This window comes from Clostridium culturomicium (assembly GCF_000821305.1).
Taxonomy (GTDB): Bacteria; Bacillota; Clostridia; order Clostridiales; family Clostridiaceae; genus Clostridium_J; species Clostridium_J culturomicium.
In genome coordinates this window covers 225,259-241,105 of the sequence record NZ_CCXK01000015.1, presented here as the reverse complement: position 1 = coordinate 241,105, position 15,847 = coordinate 225,259, and the positions used below count along the sequence as shown (strand labels likewise).

Sequence of the window (15,847 nt, the reverse complement as noted above, 5' to 3'; positions counted from 1 at the left end):
TTTAAATAGGGGCTGTAGCAGTTTTGCTTCGCCCTTATTCTATGTTTAAAACTACTTAGAGAAGGAGTACTTTTACATGCTTTTAGAAATGAAAAATATTGTTAAAAAATATGGCAACGTAGTAGCTAACAATAAAGTGAATATAAGCCTGAATAAGGGAGAAATACTTGCCATTGTTGGTGAAAATGGTGCAGGTAAGTCTACCATAATGAAAATTCTTTATGGATTAGAGAAGCCGAATTCTGGTGAGATTTTTATAAATGGCAAGAAGATGAATTTCAATAGTCCTTCTGATGCCATGAAGCAAGGAATTGGAATGGTTCAACAACATTTTATGTTGTTTGAAAATATGACTGTTGCAGAAAATATTGTTTATAAGAATGAGATGAAAAAGGGTATTTTCTTTGATTATAAAAAGAATATTGAAGTTGTAGAAGAACTTTCAAATCGTTACATGCTGCAGGTAGACCCAAGGGCAATAGTGGAAGATTGTCCAGTAGGACTTCAACAGCGTGTTGAGATATTAAAGATACTTTATCAAAATGCAGATATTATTATTTTTGATGAGCCATCAGCTGTTCTTACACCAATAGAAGTTGAAGAACTTTTAAAGACAATGAAGCAACTTGCAAAGCTTGGTAAAAGTATAATTGTCATTACTCATAAGCTTCATGAAGTTATGGAAGTTGCCGACAGGGTTGTTGTAATGAGATTAGGAGAGGTTGTTGCAGAAACTTTAAAGAAGAATACGAGTGTAGAAGAGTTATCTTATTTAATGGTTGGAAGACAAATTGTAACAAGAGTAATTGAGCCTAAAGATACTAAGGAATCACTTTTAGAGGTAAAGAACTTAATTTTACACGGTGATGGTGAGAAAAATGTTTTAAATGGCGTTAATATGAATGTTAAGAAGGGCGAGATTGTTGGTATTGCCGGAGTGTCTGGAAATGGTCAATCAGAGCTTATAAGATGTATTACAGGTCTAGAGAAGATAGATGGTGGACAAGTTGTGATTCATGGTAATGAAATTACGAATAAAAGTGTTATGGATATTAGAAAAGCTGGAATAACTCACATTCCAGAGGACCGTTATATGTGGGGAAGTGCACCTGAGGCAACCTTAGCGGAAAATGCGTTAATGGGCTATGAGGATACAGAAGAGTTTTCTAAAAGAGGAATATTAAACAGTTCAAAGATTTTCTCTCACGCATCGGAATTAATTTCTAAGTTTAGAGTTAAAGCTGATTCACCAGAGCAGAAAATTAAAGAACTATCTGGTGGTAACGCTCAAAAGCTTATTGTTGCCAGAGAGATGTCCATGGAAACACCTCTTATTATTGCATGTGAACCTACAAGAGGTATAGATATAGGTGCTATAGAGTTTATTCATGATCAGCTTGTGGAAAAGAGAAATGGTGGAGATAGTGTTTTACTTGTGTCTTCTGAGTTAAGTGAGATCATGAGCTTAAGTGATAGAATCTATGTAATTTATGAAGGTGAAATCGTTGGTGAATTTGCAAGGGGAAGTATTGATGAAAAAAGACTTGGTCTCTTAATGGTAGGAGGTAAAGAAAGTGAAGAATAAAAACTCATTAGTGAAAGCTAAGTTTACTAATTTATACGGAGCATTAAAGCATCCAATGCAAGCGGTGGCTGTAGGATTACTTCTTGGTGGAGTTATCATTGGTCTTTCAGGATTTAATCCCTTTGAAGCGATTATTGGAATGTTTAAGGGAGGATTTGGGTCAGCTTATTATTTAACAACAACATTAACACGTTCAGTTCCAATTATCTTTGCTGGACTTGCAGGGGCTCTTGCATGGGGTTCAGGATATTCAAGTCTTGGAGCAGCAGGCCAAATGGTTTTAGGTGCTCTTACTTCAGCAATAGTTGCAGCGGTATGTCCAGGACCACCAGTGTTTGTGGTTATGATGGCGTTAATTTCAGGTGCTTTAGCAGGAGTATTATACTCAATAATTTCAGCTTATATAAGTGAAAATTATAAGTTGGATTTACTTATTATTACACTTATGATGAACTATGTTGCGGATTATATCGCTTCTTACTTTACTATGTATGTGTTTAAGGACCCTCTAGCTGTGGATTCTACGGCGGTGCAAACACAAAAGTTAACAGACAATATTCTTCCAAAAATTTTTGATCAGTATTCATTACATTGGGGCTTTGTTATTGCGTTAATTGCTGTTGTGGTTATTCTTTTTATAATGAAGAAAACAAGCTTTGGATATAAGGCTAAAATGGGTGGATTAAACCCTAACTTTGCTAATTATGGTGGAGTAAATAGTAGAAAGATGATGTATTATGTTTTAATGCTTAGCGGAGCTTTAGCCGGACTTGGTGGAGCTTGTGAAGTTTTAGGATCTAGATATCGTTATGTAGACGCTATGATTACGTCTCCGGGATATGCATGGACTGGTATTATTGCATCATTAATGTCAAGCAATCATCCTGTTGGTATTTTAGTAAGTGCTGTTTTCTTAGCTGGAATTACCACTGGTGGAAGTACTATAGAGCGTAGTATGGGAGTTCCATCAGAGGTTACAACAATTATTCAAGGAATAATTACTTTGTTAATTACTGCTAAATTTGCAGTAAAGTGGTACAAGAAAAATAAATCAACTAAGGAAGGAGCACAATAATGGAATTAAGTGTAGATTATTTAGCGGTAGTAGCCAATTCGACTCTTCGTATGATGACACCAATACTTTTAGTAACTCTTGCAGCAGCATTATGTACTAAGGTTAAAATTTTTAATATAGCAATGGAAGGAACAATGCTTACTGGTGCCTTCTTTAGTATTGTTGCAAATTATTATACTAATAATGTTTTCCTTGCTGTTTTGGCTGGAGCTGTAAGTGGAATGATTGTTTCTTCTATAGTAGGATTTTGTATTATTAAGTTAAAAGCTTCTCCAGTTGTTGTTGGTATGGCAACGAACACCATGATGGGTGGTGTTACAACCTATTTGCTATATATTATTTTTAAAACTAAAGGGGTTTTTACTGACCCAAGTTTAGTAAGTCTTTCTAAAATTGACTTACCAATAATAAAAGATATACCTGTAATTGGAACTATCTTTTCAGGGTTAACAATTATAGATTATTTAGCTTTTGTATTAGCTATTGGAATGTACATATTCCTATACAAGACAGTTTTAGGTTATAGATTACGTGCAATTGGAATCAATAAGGAGGCTGCAAGAAGTCTTGGAACTCCAGTTGAGAAGTATCAATTCTTAACTATAAGTTTATCAGGTATCTTATGTGGCTTAGGGGGAGTTTTATTATCGATGGGAACTGTAACTCTATTCATGCAGAACATGACATCAGGACGTGGGTATATCGCCATGGCTGCAAATAATTTAGGAAAGTCTCATCCAATTGGAGTACTTTTATCAAGTTTATTCTTTGGATTCTCTCAAGCAGCAGGAAATGTGCTTCAGAACACTTCTTTAAAGACTCAGATTACGGCTTCTATTCCTTATGTAGCTACCATTGTAGCTTTAATACTATTTAGTATTCAGCATAAGAGAAATAAGAAAAAGAAAGCTAAGAATGGTTAATGATATGGTATTTTTACATTTATCAGACATTCACTTTCTAAGAAGGTATCCTAAAGCGTCTTCAGGATATAATTCTGTTTTTAATGAAATGACTAACCCTCTTATAAAAATAGAGAAATCCTTGGAAAAGGTAACTATGGATGAGGTTGACTTTATAATTATCACGGGGGATTTGGTGGAATCAGGAACTGCTGATGATTATAAAACTTTGAAAGAGAAATTTGAGTTTTTATTTAAAGGCGTACCATATTTTATTACCTTAGGAAATCATGATAATAAGAAAGAATTTTATAAGGGCTGGTTTGATAGAGAGGATGATAATGAGCCTTATAATGTAGTTGGAGAGATTAAAGGGCTAAGAATTATTGGACTCGATATTTCAGAGTACCATAATAATGATGGTGCAATTTCTCAGAAGCAATGTGAATGGTTAAGGGAAGAGTTAAGTAAGGATAATAGAATAGATACTATTTTATTCCTTCATCATCATCTTTTAAGGGATCAATTTAACACTCCATCTGTTCATGTTCCTAATGAATTTAAAAATATAATCAAGGAAAGTTCAATAGTTAGTATTTTTACTGGACATACTCATCATGTATATAGTGGAGTCTTTGCAGGTAAACCATATTTTACAGGGGGAAGCTTATCCTTTGCAGGTTTTGATGAGAGCGATGGCTTGGTTAGATTTGAAGATGCTGGAACGATAAATAAGTGTGAGTATAAATATGGTGAAATTAAGGTAGAAACTATATTTGGAATAAACGAAAATAAGTTTCTTGGATATGTTAATTTTAGAGAACAAGATAATAAATTAAAGTGAAGTGCTAAACTCCTACAATGTAAGTTGTAGGAGTTTTTTGTATTAATAGGACATACTCATTTTTAAGGTTAAATAAAATGATAAAAAGGTTAGTATGGGATATAATTATATTGAATATATTACATATAAAGTAATTATAAAAGATTAGGGGAAAATGTGTGGAGTATATATTTATTCTATTAGCATTAGGTTGTATCCTATTGGTTTTTAACGCCATTTTAGTAAAGTACACTTCTAGAAAATTAAAATCAGAAGTAAAAGTATACACATATAATGAGTATTTACAATTTGCAAAAGAATTAGCTTTACTAATACAGTGAAAAACAGTTTCTAATGCATCCAATATTGAAGTGGAAGAGTTTAAAAAGTTTAGAGAGAAGCTCAAAGAATTGTTCCCAAATGTTTATAAAAAGGCTGAACTTAAAATATTCGGGGATGGGTGTCAGGTATATAAAATTAAAGGGGTAGATGAAACTAGAAACATTATGATTATGTCTCACCATGATGTAGTTAGTGCTAATGAGAAGTGGGAGCAAGAGCCATTTGGAGGAGAAATAATAAATGGGAAGCTATGGGGAAGAGGGACTGTTGACACTAAAACTTCCTTTTATGCTGAATTGAAAGCAATGGATGAATTATTAAAAAAGGGGTTGTGCCTGAAGTAAATGTATATATAGCGTCTTCTAATAATGAAGAGGTAGCAGGAAAGGGAATTCCTTTAGCTGTAGCGCACTTTAAAGAAAATAAAATTAAGTTTGAGCTAACTGTGGATGAATGTGGTGCAGTTATAAATGCACCAGTACCAGGAATGAAAGCTAAGGCAGCGATGATTGCTGTTCATGAAAAAGGTAGAAAAGATGTTAAGTGTGTTGCAAAATGTAAATTTGGACATGCAAGCTTTACTGCTAAAAGTGATAGTCCTGTAGTAAGGATAGCAAAATTTATTGAGGAAATTGAAAGAAGGAAATCTTTTATTAGAAAAATTCATCCAGAGACTTCGGGAATGTTTAAGGCTTTGGTACCATATATGAGTTTTCCATATAGATTGATATTCACAAATTTGTGGTTATTTTCGCCGTTATTAAAAGTTCTTTTGCCAAAGTTAAATCCACAGGGCGCAGCTCTTCTTGGAACCACCAATACCTTTAGACATATTCATGGTGAGAAAAATAAGGATGTAGAGACGTTACTGTTTTTACAGTGTGTAAATGATGAGGATTTAAGGGGGGATATGAAAGCTATAAGAAAGGTTGCAGGAAAATATGATATAGATATTGAAGAAATATCAGAAGAGTATCATCAGCCAACAGATTTGAAAGACAGAAATTTATTATATGTTAAAGAAATAATAAATAAAGTATTTCCTAATGTAGTTCCAGCACCATACATTCTACCTGCAGGTTCAGATGCAAGACATATGACTGACATATGCAGATGTACATTAAGGTTTGCACCTATCGATATTTCACCTGAGCAGTTTGTATCAGTCCATAATAAAAATGAAAATATAGACGTAGAAGCAATTGGTAAGGCTGTGGCCTTTTATAAAGAAATAATCAGTAATTATCAATAATGGGGGATATAAATGAGTAAGATTGTAAATGTATCTAAACGAAATAATTTTGTGATTAAAGCTGTAAGGGGAACTTTAGAGCATCGAGCTACGTGGCTGTATCTATTATTAAAAGAGGCTGAGAAAAAGGGGATTGCATGGGAGGATATAGGCTATGCAGCTACTAAGGAATGTGGTCACTTTCAAAGTGTCGATTTAGTTAAGGTGGGAGGAACAAATAGTTTCAAGGGCTTAAAGAATAAGCTTTTTACAAAGCCTGCACAAATGGTTTTTGATATGAAAATTTTAGAGACTACAGATGATAAGCTTTCAATAGAATTTGGATATTGTCCTTTAGTAGCTGCTTGGCAGAAACTTGGATGCACAGATGAAGAAATTGCTAGATTATGTGATATTGCAATGAACGGTGATCGTGGGATTGCAGAAAGTTATGGAGGAAGAATGGAACTTGGAGAAACCATAGCTAAGGGTAACTCAAAATGTGAAATTAGATTCAAAAAGTAGATAATAATTTAAGTGGATTAAAGCGCTAATTTAAAATTAAAATTAGTGCTTTTAATTTTAAATTAATAAGAAATTATTAGTAACACGAAATAATTGACAAAGAAAAAAATGTAATATAAACTAAAATTAGTTTGTAAAAATAAGACTTTAATGGGAGGTAGACCTATGGGAAAAATATCAAAAGCTTTTTCGCCTAAAGATATGACGGAAGGAGCACCTTGGAAGAGAATTATTGAATTTTCGATACCTATGCTAATCGGAAATATTGCTCAGCAGTTTTATAATACTGCGGATTCAATTATTGTAGGGAAATATGTTGGAGACAATGCATTGGCAGCAGTAGGAAGTGCATCACCAATACTAAATCTTTTACTTGTGTTATTTGTTGGAATATCAACAGGGGCAGGAATAATGGTTTCACAGTACTTTGGTGCAAAAGAGAGAAAACATCTTTCACATACAATAGGAGTTTGTGTTACACTTACAGCGGTTGCTTCAGTAATAATTATGGTAATTGGACCATGGGTTACTCGTCCATTACTGGATTTTCTTAATACGCCAGAATCCATAATAGATTGGTGTAATGATTATCTTGTTATTTATTATGTTGGGATTGCAGGTTTTGCTTATTATAATATATTAGCTGGAGTTTTAAGAGGACTAGGAGACTCTATATCAGCACTAGTGTTTTTATTAATTGCTACAGTTTTAAATGTAGGGCTAGATATTTGGTTTGTTGCAGGACTTGGCTTAGGAGTTGCAGGTGTAGCGCTAGCAACAGTTATTGCACAAAGTATATCAGCAGTTTTGTGTATTATAAAACTTGCAAAGATGAGGAGTATTTTTGATTTTAACTTGAAGATGCTTATTCCAGATAGAAACTTCTCAAGGAGATTAATAAAGCTTGGATTACCATCAGGAATAACTCAGGCAATATTCTCTCTGGCGATGATAGTTGTACAATCTCTTACAAATAGCTTTGGTGAAATGGTAATTGCTTGCAATGTTATAGTTATGCGTGTGGATGGTTTTGCTATGATGCCAAACTTCACCTTTGGAAGTGCCATGACCACTTATGCTGGACAAAATATTGGGGCAAAAAAGATGGACAGGGTTACAAAGGGAACTAAGCAGGGTACAATTATTGCGGTTGCAGTTTCTGCAACTATTACTTTATTAATTTTGATTTTTGGTAAGTATTTGATGGGGGTATTTACTGATACAGCTGAATTAGTAGATTTAAGCATGAGAATGATGCGTATTCTTGCAGTTGGATACATAGCTATGGCTGTTACACAAAGCTTATCAGGTGTAATGAGAGGTGCTGGAGATACGATGACGCCTATGTGGATTTCGTTAATTACAACTGTTGTGTTACGTGTTCCAGTGGCTTATGGAATTGCATATTTGACTAGAAGTGCTGCATATCCAACAGGAAGGCCAGAGTCTACATTTATTTCTTTATTAGTATCTTGGACACTTGGAGCAATTATAACTACGATCTTTTATAAAAAAGGCAAGTGGAGAGAAAAGGGCTTCACAGGAGAGGCAGAATAAGGGGCAGAGTTTAGTGTTCAATTATGTAGTAAAGTTTTAATTTGTAATAAGAAATATAAAAAGTGATGTATGATAAATAATAGTATCTTTGTAGTAGAATCTTACTATAAAGATACTATTATTTTAATTTAAAAAGTATTATAAATAATAATGAAGGATAAAATACGATAATCAAGTGGGTGAAATAATGGCTGTAAACAAAATAAAATTTAAAGTTGCACAAGAAATTGTAGATGCAGTAAAAGAGGTTGTGGATAAAAATATTAATTTTATTGATATTAATGGGACCATAATTGCAAGTACTGATGAAGATAGGATAAATACTTTTCATGAAGCCGGGTACAAATCAATTTCCACATTAAAAAATATAACTGTTAATGAAGATGAGGAGTACAAGGGAGCTAAAAAGGGAATTAATTATCCAATATTAATAAACAATGAAGCTATTGGAGCTATAGGTATAACAGGAGAGCCAGATGAGGTAAGTAAATTTGGGTTTCTTGTAACTAAAATCACTGAAATTTTTATTAAAGAACAGCAGCTTAACTATAAATATGAATCAGATAAGCAGCGCATAAACCACGTTGTAAAGTCCCTTATATATGATAGTATTGAAGATAAAAATGAAATTGAGACAATATTAAATGAGTTCGGAATAGGGTTAAAGCAAAAGTTTGCAGTGGTTATATTTAAAATCACTAAATATAATGATGTCAGGGAGCTAGAAAAGGTTGAAAATGACGTACAAGGTGTATTGAAGGATATAGGAAACATATTTAAAATTTATGTGTATCCCAACGAGTTTATAGCCTTAGTTAATGAAGAGAGGTATAACAATTTAAGAAAAATATATATGAATACTTTAAGGAAGTATGAAGGTATATTGACGGGGGGAGTAGGAAGGCTTAAGGAGTTATATGATACACATAAGTCTTACAGCGAAGCCAGAAGTGCTATTAAATACTCGGCTAAAAATCATGAAATACTTACTTACTTTGATTCATTAAGTTTAGAACTTATATTAGAGGGGATCGACGAAGATATTAAAAAGCAATATGTAGATAAGGTGTTGAGAGAATTGGAGAATAGCGAAATCGAATTACTCCAAGCTTTTTATAGAAATGATATGTCGTTAAAGAATACATCAGAAGAGCTGTTTATACATAAAAATACTTTGCAATATAGATTGGAAAAGATAGGTCAAAAAACAGGATTTAACCCAAGATGTTTTAAGGAGGCTATTATTTTTTATCTTGCACTGAGGTTAAAGAGTTAAATATTGTAAATTGGTTATCATATTCAATTTAAGATTTAAATGTTATATGTAACAAAAAAATGAGTATGAAAACGTATTATATTAGTACTTGGACTATAGAAAGGTGATTTAGGTCTTGATACAATAATATCACAAGGGAGGCTGAAATCATGAAAGTTGTAATATCAATAGATTCATTAAAAAGTAGTTTAAGTTCAATGGAAGCAGCAAATGCTATAAAAGAAGGTATATTAAAGGTTGATAGAGATACAGAAATAACAATAATGCCATTAGCTGATGGTGGAGAAGGTACTGTAGATGCATTAGTTGAAGGTATGAATGGGGAAGCAATTGTTACTTCAGTTACAGGACCTGTAGTTGATAAGGTTGATGCTAAATACGGGGTATTAAAGGAAACCAATACTGCAATTATAGAAATGGCTCAAGCGGCTGGATTTGCTTTAGTTCCAAACAACTTAAAAAATCCACTATACACTACAACATATGGTGTAGGGGAAATGATAAAAGAAGCAATTGAAAGAGGCTGTAGAAACTTTATTGTTGGTATAGGGGGAAGTGCTACTAACGATGCAGGTGTTGGTATGCTTCAAGCTTTAGGCTTTGAGTTTTATGATGAGGCTGGCGAGTTAGTTGGATTTGGAGGACAAGTCCTAAATAAGATAAAAAGTATAAAAACTGAAAATAGATTAAAACAGTTAGATGAATGTAACTTTAAAATTGCCTGTGATGTTAACAATCCATTATTTGGAGAGAATGGAGCAGCATATATATATGGACCACAAAAGGGCGCAACACAAGATATTGTTAAAGAGTTAGATGCGGGGTTAAGAGCCTTTGCAGAAGTGGTTAAAAAAGAACTAGGAAAAGATGTTGCAGAAGTTCCAGGGGCAGGAGCAGCAGGGGGGTTAGGTTTTGGATTTATAGGTTTCTTAAATGCAAGATTAGAATCAGGAATCAAAATAATTTTAGATGAAATAAACCTTGAAGAAGTAGTTAAAGGTGCAGATATAGTTATAACTGGAGAGGGAAGACTTGATAATCAGACAGCAATGGGAAAAGCTCCTATAGGCGTTGCTAAGATTGCTAAAAAGCATGGAGCTAAGGTTATAGCAATAGCTGGATGTACGACAGATGATGCAGTTAAGTGTAATGAAGAAGGTATAGATGCGTATTTCTCAATAGTAAATGCAGCTATGTCATTAGAAGAAGCTATTAAGAAGGAAAACGCATCAAAAAATATGACTGCAACAACAGAACAGATTTTCAGACTTATTAAAGCTATATAATACTGATTAATAACAAGAGAGGATAATCTTTTGTATTTAATAAACCGTAGATAAATTTGAATGAGGTGAATTTAATAATGGACGTACAAATCACAACAATTGGGGCATTGCTTGGGTTAGCGGTGGCAATAACATTAATTATTAAAAAATTACATCCAGTTTACAGCTTAATATTAGGTGCTGTAGTCGGAGGAGTAGTTGGTGGAGCCGGGCTTACCGGAACAGTTAACGTAATGATGAGCGGTGCAAAGGATATTATGCCGGCAATTTTACGTATAATTACTTCGGGAGTTCTTGCAGGGGTACTTATTAAAACTGGCGCAGCGGCTAAGATAGCAGACCAGATTGTAAAAACCTTGGGAGAGAAGAGAGCATTATTTGCATTAGCACTATCAACAATGATTTTAACATCAGTTGGTGTATTCATAGACGTAGCAGTTATAACAGTTGCGCCAATAGCACTAGCAATTTCAAAAAGATTAGGCTACTCTCCAATATTAGTACTTTTAGCTATGATTGGTGGAGGGAAAGCAGGAAACGTTATATCACCAAATCCTAACACAATAGCAGCAGCTGAGAATTTTGGTGTTGAATTATCATCTTTAATGATGGCAAATATAATACCAGCAATTGTTGGACTTGCAGTTACAGTATTATTAACATCACTTCTTGCTAAGAAGTTTAAAGTAGAGAAATCAGTGGAAGAAGTAGTAGCAGATGATTTAGAAGCTGAAGAACTACCATCTTTCTTTGCAGCAATCATTGGACCATTAGTGGCAATTGCATTACTTGCACTAAGACCAATAGCAGGAATTTCAGTGGATCCACTTATAGCTTTACCAGTTGGAGGACTAGTTGGTGTTGTTGTAATGGGAAAAGCTAAACACACAAATGAGTACATTACTTTTGGATTAACAAAAATGATGCCTGTTGCATTACTTCTTATAGGAACTGGAACAGTTGCAGGAATAATTAAAGCTTCAACTTTGCAAGCGACTACAATAAATTTCCTTAACGCAATTAACATGCCAGCCTTCCTATTAGCACCATTTTCTGGTATACTAATGTCTGCGGCTACTGCTTCTACTACATCAGGGGCAACTATAGCTTCAGCAACATTTGGACAAGCTATAATGGGTGTTGGAATTTCTCCACTTGGTGGCGCAGCTATGGTTCATACAGGTGCAACAGTACTTGATCATTTACCACATGGATCGTTCTTCCATGCTACAGCTGGAGCTACTAATATGACAATTGGTCAACGTTTAAAATTAATACCATATGAGTCATTAATAGGACTTTCAATGACAATAGTTTCTACTATTATTTACGGAATAATATTATAGATATTACGACAACCTAAGAATGAGGTGATTTTATTCTTAGGTTGTCTATGGGTTCGAGAAAGGCTATTTTAGACTAAAGATTAAGAAATGAGGAGAATACAAATGTTAAGAGATAATAAGAGAACAAAAATAGTATGTACATTAGGTCCTGCATCAGATAAAGAAGAAGTATTAACAGAATTAGTTAAAAACGGTTTAAATGTATGCAGATTTAACTTCTCGCACGGATCACACGAAGAACATAAAGGTAGAATGGATATCGTTAAAAAAGTTAGAGAAGACCTTGGCCAACCTGTAGCAATATTACTTGATACAAAGGGTCCAGAAATCAGAACAGGAAGCTTCTCTTTACCGGAAGTTTTACTTGAAGAAGGACAAGAGTTTACTATAACAATGAAAGATGTTTTAGGAACTAAAGAAATATGTACAGTAAGCTATAAAGGGTTAGCAAGCGATGTAGTAGCAGGAGATACAATCCTTATAGATGATGGTCTAGTAGGATTAAAAGTTAAAGAAGTTAATGGTGATGATATACACTGTATAGTTGAGAACTCAGGAATAGTTAAAAACCACAAAGGAGTTAACGTTCCAGGTGTTAAAATCAATCTTCCAGCTTTAACTGAAAAAGATATAAGTGATATTGAATTTGGTATATCTCAAGGAATAGACTTTATTGCAGCTTCTTTCGTAAGAAAAGCATCAGACGTTTTAGCTATAAAAGAAGTTTTAGCTAAAAACAACGCTGAGCATATAGAAATAATTTCTAAAATAGAAAACCAAGAAGGTATAGACAATATTGATGAAATCATTGAAGTATCTGATGGAATAATGGTAGCTAGAGGAGACCTTGGAGTTGAAATACCAACAGAGGAAGTGCCAATAGCTCAAAAAATGATGATAGAGAAATGTAATAAAGTAGGTAAACCAGTTATAACTGCTACTCAAATGCTTGACTCTATGATGAGAAACCCAAGACCAACTAGAGCTGAAGTTACAGACGTAGCAAACGCTATCTACGATGGTACAGATGCTATAATGCTTTCTGGAGAAACTGCTGCAGGTAAATACCCAGTAGAAGCTGTTAAAACAATGGCAGCTATCGCAAAGAGAACTGAGCAAAGCTTAGATCACAATGTAATTTTAAGAGGAAAGACTTTACATGAGTGTTCAGTAACAAATGCTATAAGTTTGGCAACTTGCACAACAGCTATGAGCCTTAATGCAGCAGCAATAGTTACATTTACAAGTTCAGGTTATACTGCAAAAATGGTTTCAAGATTTAGACCAGAAGCTCCAATTATCGCTACAACTCAAGACGAAGGTGTAATGAGAAGATTAGCTTTATGCTGGGGAGTATATCCAGTAAAAACTTCTGGAGTTGGAAACATAGATGAAATGATAGGTAAATCTATAGATTCAGCAAAAGAGCAAGATTTAGTTGAAGATGGAGACTTAGTTATAATTACAGCTGGAGCTCCAATAGGTGTTAAGGGTACAACAAACCTTATAAAAGTTCACACTATATAATTAATCAGCTAAATTTATAAAAATATCCTAGGGCTGAAAAAGCTCTAGGATATGTAAAAAAGGAGAGATACATATGTCAGTAATAGAAGCAGTATACGCAAGAGAAGTTTTAGATTCAAGAGGAAATCCAACTGTAGAAGTTGAGGTTACATTACATAGTGGAGCAAAAGGAAGAGCTATTGTTCCATCAGGTGCATCAACAGGAGCTTTTGAAGCTGTTGAGTTAAGAGATGGAGACAAAAGCAGATATTTAGGTAAAGGTGTTGAAAAGGCTGTTAATAACGTCAATGAAGTTATTGCCCCGGCTTTAAAAGGCGTTGAGGGAACTGATCAACCATTAGTAGACAAGCTTATGATTGATCTGGATGGAACATATAACAAAGGCAAATTAGGAGCTAACGCAATACTAGGAGTTTCTATGGCCGTTGCAAGAGCTGCTGCGCAGGAAACAGGTTTACCATTATACAAGTACATTGGTGGAGTAAATGCTAAGCAATTACCAGTTCCAATGATGAATATTTTAAATGGTGGAGAGCATGCTGATAACAACGTAGACGTACAAGAGTTTATGATTTTGCCAGTAGGGGCTCCTACGTTTAAGGAAGCACTAAGAATGGGTGCGGAGGTATTCCATGCCCTTAAGAAGGTATTAGGTGAAAAAGGATTAGGTTGCGGAGTTGGTGATGAGGGTGGATTTGCACCAAACTTATCTTCAAACAGAGCTGCTTTAGAGTTAATCGTTGAAGCTATTACAAAGGCTGGATATGAGCCAGGAAAAGATATAATGCTTGGAATGGACGTCGCTGCATCAGAAATGTACAACGATGAAACTAAGACATATGTATTAGCTGGAGAAGGAAAAGAGTTAACTTCTACTCAGATGATAGATTTATATGAAGAGTGGATAACTAACTTCCCAATAGTTACTATAGAAGATGGATTAAACGAAGAGGATTGGGATGGCTGGAAAGAGCTAACTGAGAGATTAGGTAAAAAGGTTCAGCTTGTTGGAGATGATCTATTTGTTACTAATACTGACAGATTAGAAAGAGGAATAGAAGCAGGAATTGCTAATTCTATCTTAATAAAGGTTAACCAAATCGGAACAATCACAGAAACTTTAGATGCTATAGAAATGGCTAAGAGGGCTGGATATACAGCGGTTATGTCTCATAGATCAGGAGAAACTGAAGATACAACAATAGCAGATTTATCAGTTGCTCTAAATGTTGGACAAATTAAAACTGGAGCTCCATCAAGAACAGACAGAGTGGCTAAATACAACCAACTGTTAAGAATTGAAGAAGCTGTGGGTAAAAACTCAAGATATTGTGGATTAAAATCTTTCTACAACTTAAAGAAATAGAATAATTTTTGTAAGCGATAGTTACTTATCATGTAGCTATTGCTTTTTTTATATGACAATAATGTAAGATAGCTGTAAGCTACATCGATAAAACTTTTCCCTTAGGTAATTTATAATAAAAGTATAGAATAACTTAAAAGAGGAAACTCATTTTCATATTCATTCGAACTTAAGGAGATGGTTTTATGAAGAAACTATTAAAAAATATAGTGCTTTGTTTTATGGTTATTGGATTTTTATTAGGAACATATTTAATTGGTAGTGGCTATTTACTATATAAAACTTCAATTTCAAAAATTAGTATAGAAGAAAAAGTTACAAGTTTAAGAGAAAGTGAAGATTATGTTGAACTTAAGGATATATCAAAGGATTTTCTGAATGGTATTGTAGCAGTGGAGGACCATAGGTTTTATAAGCATGGTGGAATAGATTATATATCATTAGGTAGAGCTGTAGTCAGCAATTTAAGAGCTGGTGAAATAGTTATGGGAGGAAGTACAATATCTCAACAGCTTGCAAAGAATTTATTTTTCACAAATGAACAAAAATTTGAAAGAAAAATAGCAGAACTATTTGTAGTTAACAGATTGGAGGCAAAATACTCCAAGGATGAAATTTTGGAGTTGTATGTTAATGAAATATATTATGGAGATGGAAACTGGGGAATAAAAAATGCTTCAGAAGTATATTTTGGAAAGGCTCCAAAAGAAATTAACTTTGATGAAGCTGTTTTATTGGCCGGATTACCACAAGCACCAGATTACTATGCATTATCTAAGAATTATGAGGGTGCAGAGGTGAGAAGTCAAATTGTAATATCAGCGATGATTAAAAATAATTATGTTTCTAGAGATTTAGTAGAGGAAGTATATGAAGAAAGTTTATATAGATTTGTTGAACAGTAAGAGCTTTGCATATAATTGCAGAGCTTTTTTATTATATAAAATTAATTTATATAATAAACAAACTTGATAAAAATTTTTACGCATAACAAGAGGAAAAGTAT

Annotated in this window: 11 protein-coding genes and 2 pseudogenes; all 13 read left to right on the top strand. The window is 33.9% G+C overall.

Annotation, left to right across the window (positions count from 1 at the left end):
- The first annotated feature begins 76 nt into the window (after positions 1-76).
- The 13 genes and pseudogenes from BN1075_RS08050 (at position 77) to BN1075_RS07985 (ending at position 15,746) form a co-directional block, all read left to right on the top strand.
- A complete protein-coding gene (locus tag BN1075_RS08050; RefSeq protein WP_040192613.1) occupies positions 77-1,585 on the top strand; it encodes an ABC transporter ATP-binding protein in 1,509 nt (502 codons plus the stop codon).
- The gene (locus tag BN1075_RS08045; RefSeq protein WP_052406468.1) at positions 1,575-2,660 is read left to right on the top strand and encodes an ABC transporter permease; all 1,086 of its coding nucleotides are present in this window, start codon (positions 1,575-1,577) and stop codon (positions 2,658-2,660) included. Before BN1075_RS08050 ends, BN1075_RS08045 begins: the two co-directional genes overlap by 11 nt.
- Positions 2,660-3,583, top strand: a complete 924-nt coding sequence (locus BN1075_RS08040) for an ABC transporter permease (protein ID WP_040192612.1) — start codon at positions 2,660-2,662, stop codon at positions 3,581-3,583. The genes BN1075_RS08045 and BN1075_RS08040 overlap by 1 nt, the downstream gene beginning before the upstream one ends.
- A complete protein-coding gene (locus BN1075_RS08035) occupies positions 3,576-4,406 on the top strand; it encodes a metallophosphoesterase family protein (protein ID WP_052406467.1) in 831 nt (276 codons plus the stop codon). Before BN1075_RS08040 ends, BN1075_RS08035 begins: the two co-directional genes overlap by 8 nt.
- 485 nt (positions 4,407-4,891) lie before the next feature.
- Positions 4,892-5,979 (top strand): annotated as a pseudogene (locus BN1075_RS08025) (M20/M25/M40 family metallo-hydrolase).
- A gap of 12 nt (positions 5,980-5,991) precedes the next feature.
- On the top strand, positions 5,992-6,483 hold the full coding sequence (locus BN1075_RS08020) for an L-2-amino-thiazoline-4-carboxylic acid hydrolase (RefSeq protein ID WP_040192608.1): 492 nt from the start codon (positions 5,992-5,994) through the stop codon (positions 6,481-6,483).
- A gap of 165 nt (positions 6,484-6,648) precedes the next feature.
- On the top strand, positions 6,649-8,040 hold the full coding sequence (locus BN1075_RS08015) for an MATE family efflux transporter (RefSeq protein ID WP_040192607.1): 1,392 nt from the start codon (positions 6,649-6,651) through the stop codon (positions 8,038-8,040).
- A gap of 187 nt (positions 8,041-8,227) precedes the next feature.
- Positions 8,228-9,316: a CdaR family transcriptional regulator gene (locus tag BN1075_RS08010; RefSeq protein ID WP_040192606.1), complete on the top strand. Its 1,089-nt coding sequence runs from the start codon at positions 8,228-8,230 to the stop codon at positions 9,314-9,316.
- Positions 9,317-9,465: 149 nt separating this feature from the next.
- Positions 9,466-10,602 carry a glycerate kinase family protein gene (locus tag BN1075_RS08005; RefSeq protein WP_040192605.1) on the top strand — a complete coding sequence of 379 codons (1,137 nt, stop codon included), beginning with the start codon at positions 9,466-9,468 and terminating at the stop codon, positions 10,600-10,602.
- 77 nt (positions 10,603-10,679) lie between these two features.
- Complete coding sequence (locus BN1075_RS08000; protein ID WP_040192604.1) at positions 10,680-11,948, top strand: GntP family permease; 1,269 nt, start codon at positions 10,680-10,682, stop codon at positions 11,946-11,948.
- Positions 11,949-12,050: 102 nt separating this feature from the next.
- A pseudogene (pyk, locus tag BN1075_RS07995) lies at positions 12,051-13,472 on the top strand (pyruvate kinase); the annotation flags it as partial.
- 76 nt (positions 13,473-13,548) lie between these two features.
- On the top strand, positions 13,549-14,841 hold the full coding sequence (gene eno / locus BN1075_RS07990; protein ID WP_040192602.1) for a phosphopyruvate hydratase: 1,293 nt from the start codon (positions 13,549-13,551) through the stop codon (positions 14,839-14,841).
- Positions 14,842-15,026: 185 nt separating this feature from the next.
- Positions 15,027-15,746: a transglycosylase domain-containing protein gene (locus tag BN1075_RS07985; protein ID WP_040192601.1), complete on the top strand. Its 720-nt coding sequence runs from the start codon at positions 15,027-15,029 to the stop codon at positions 15,744-15,746.
- The last annotated feature ends 101 nt before the right edge of the window (positions 15,747-15,847 follow it).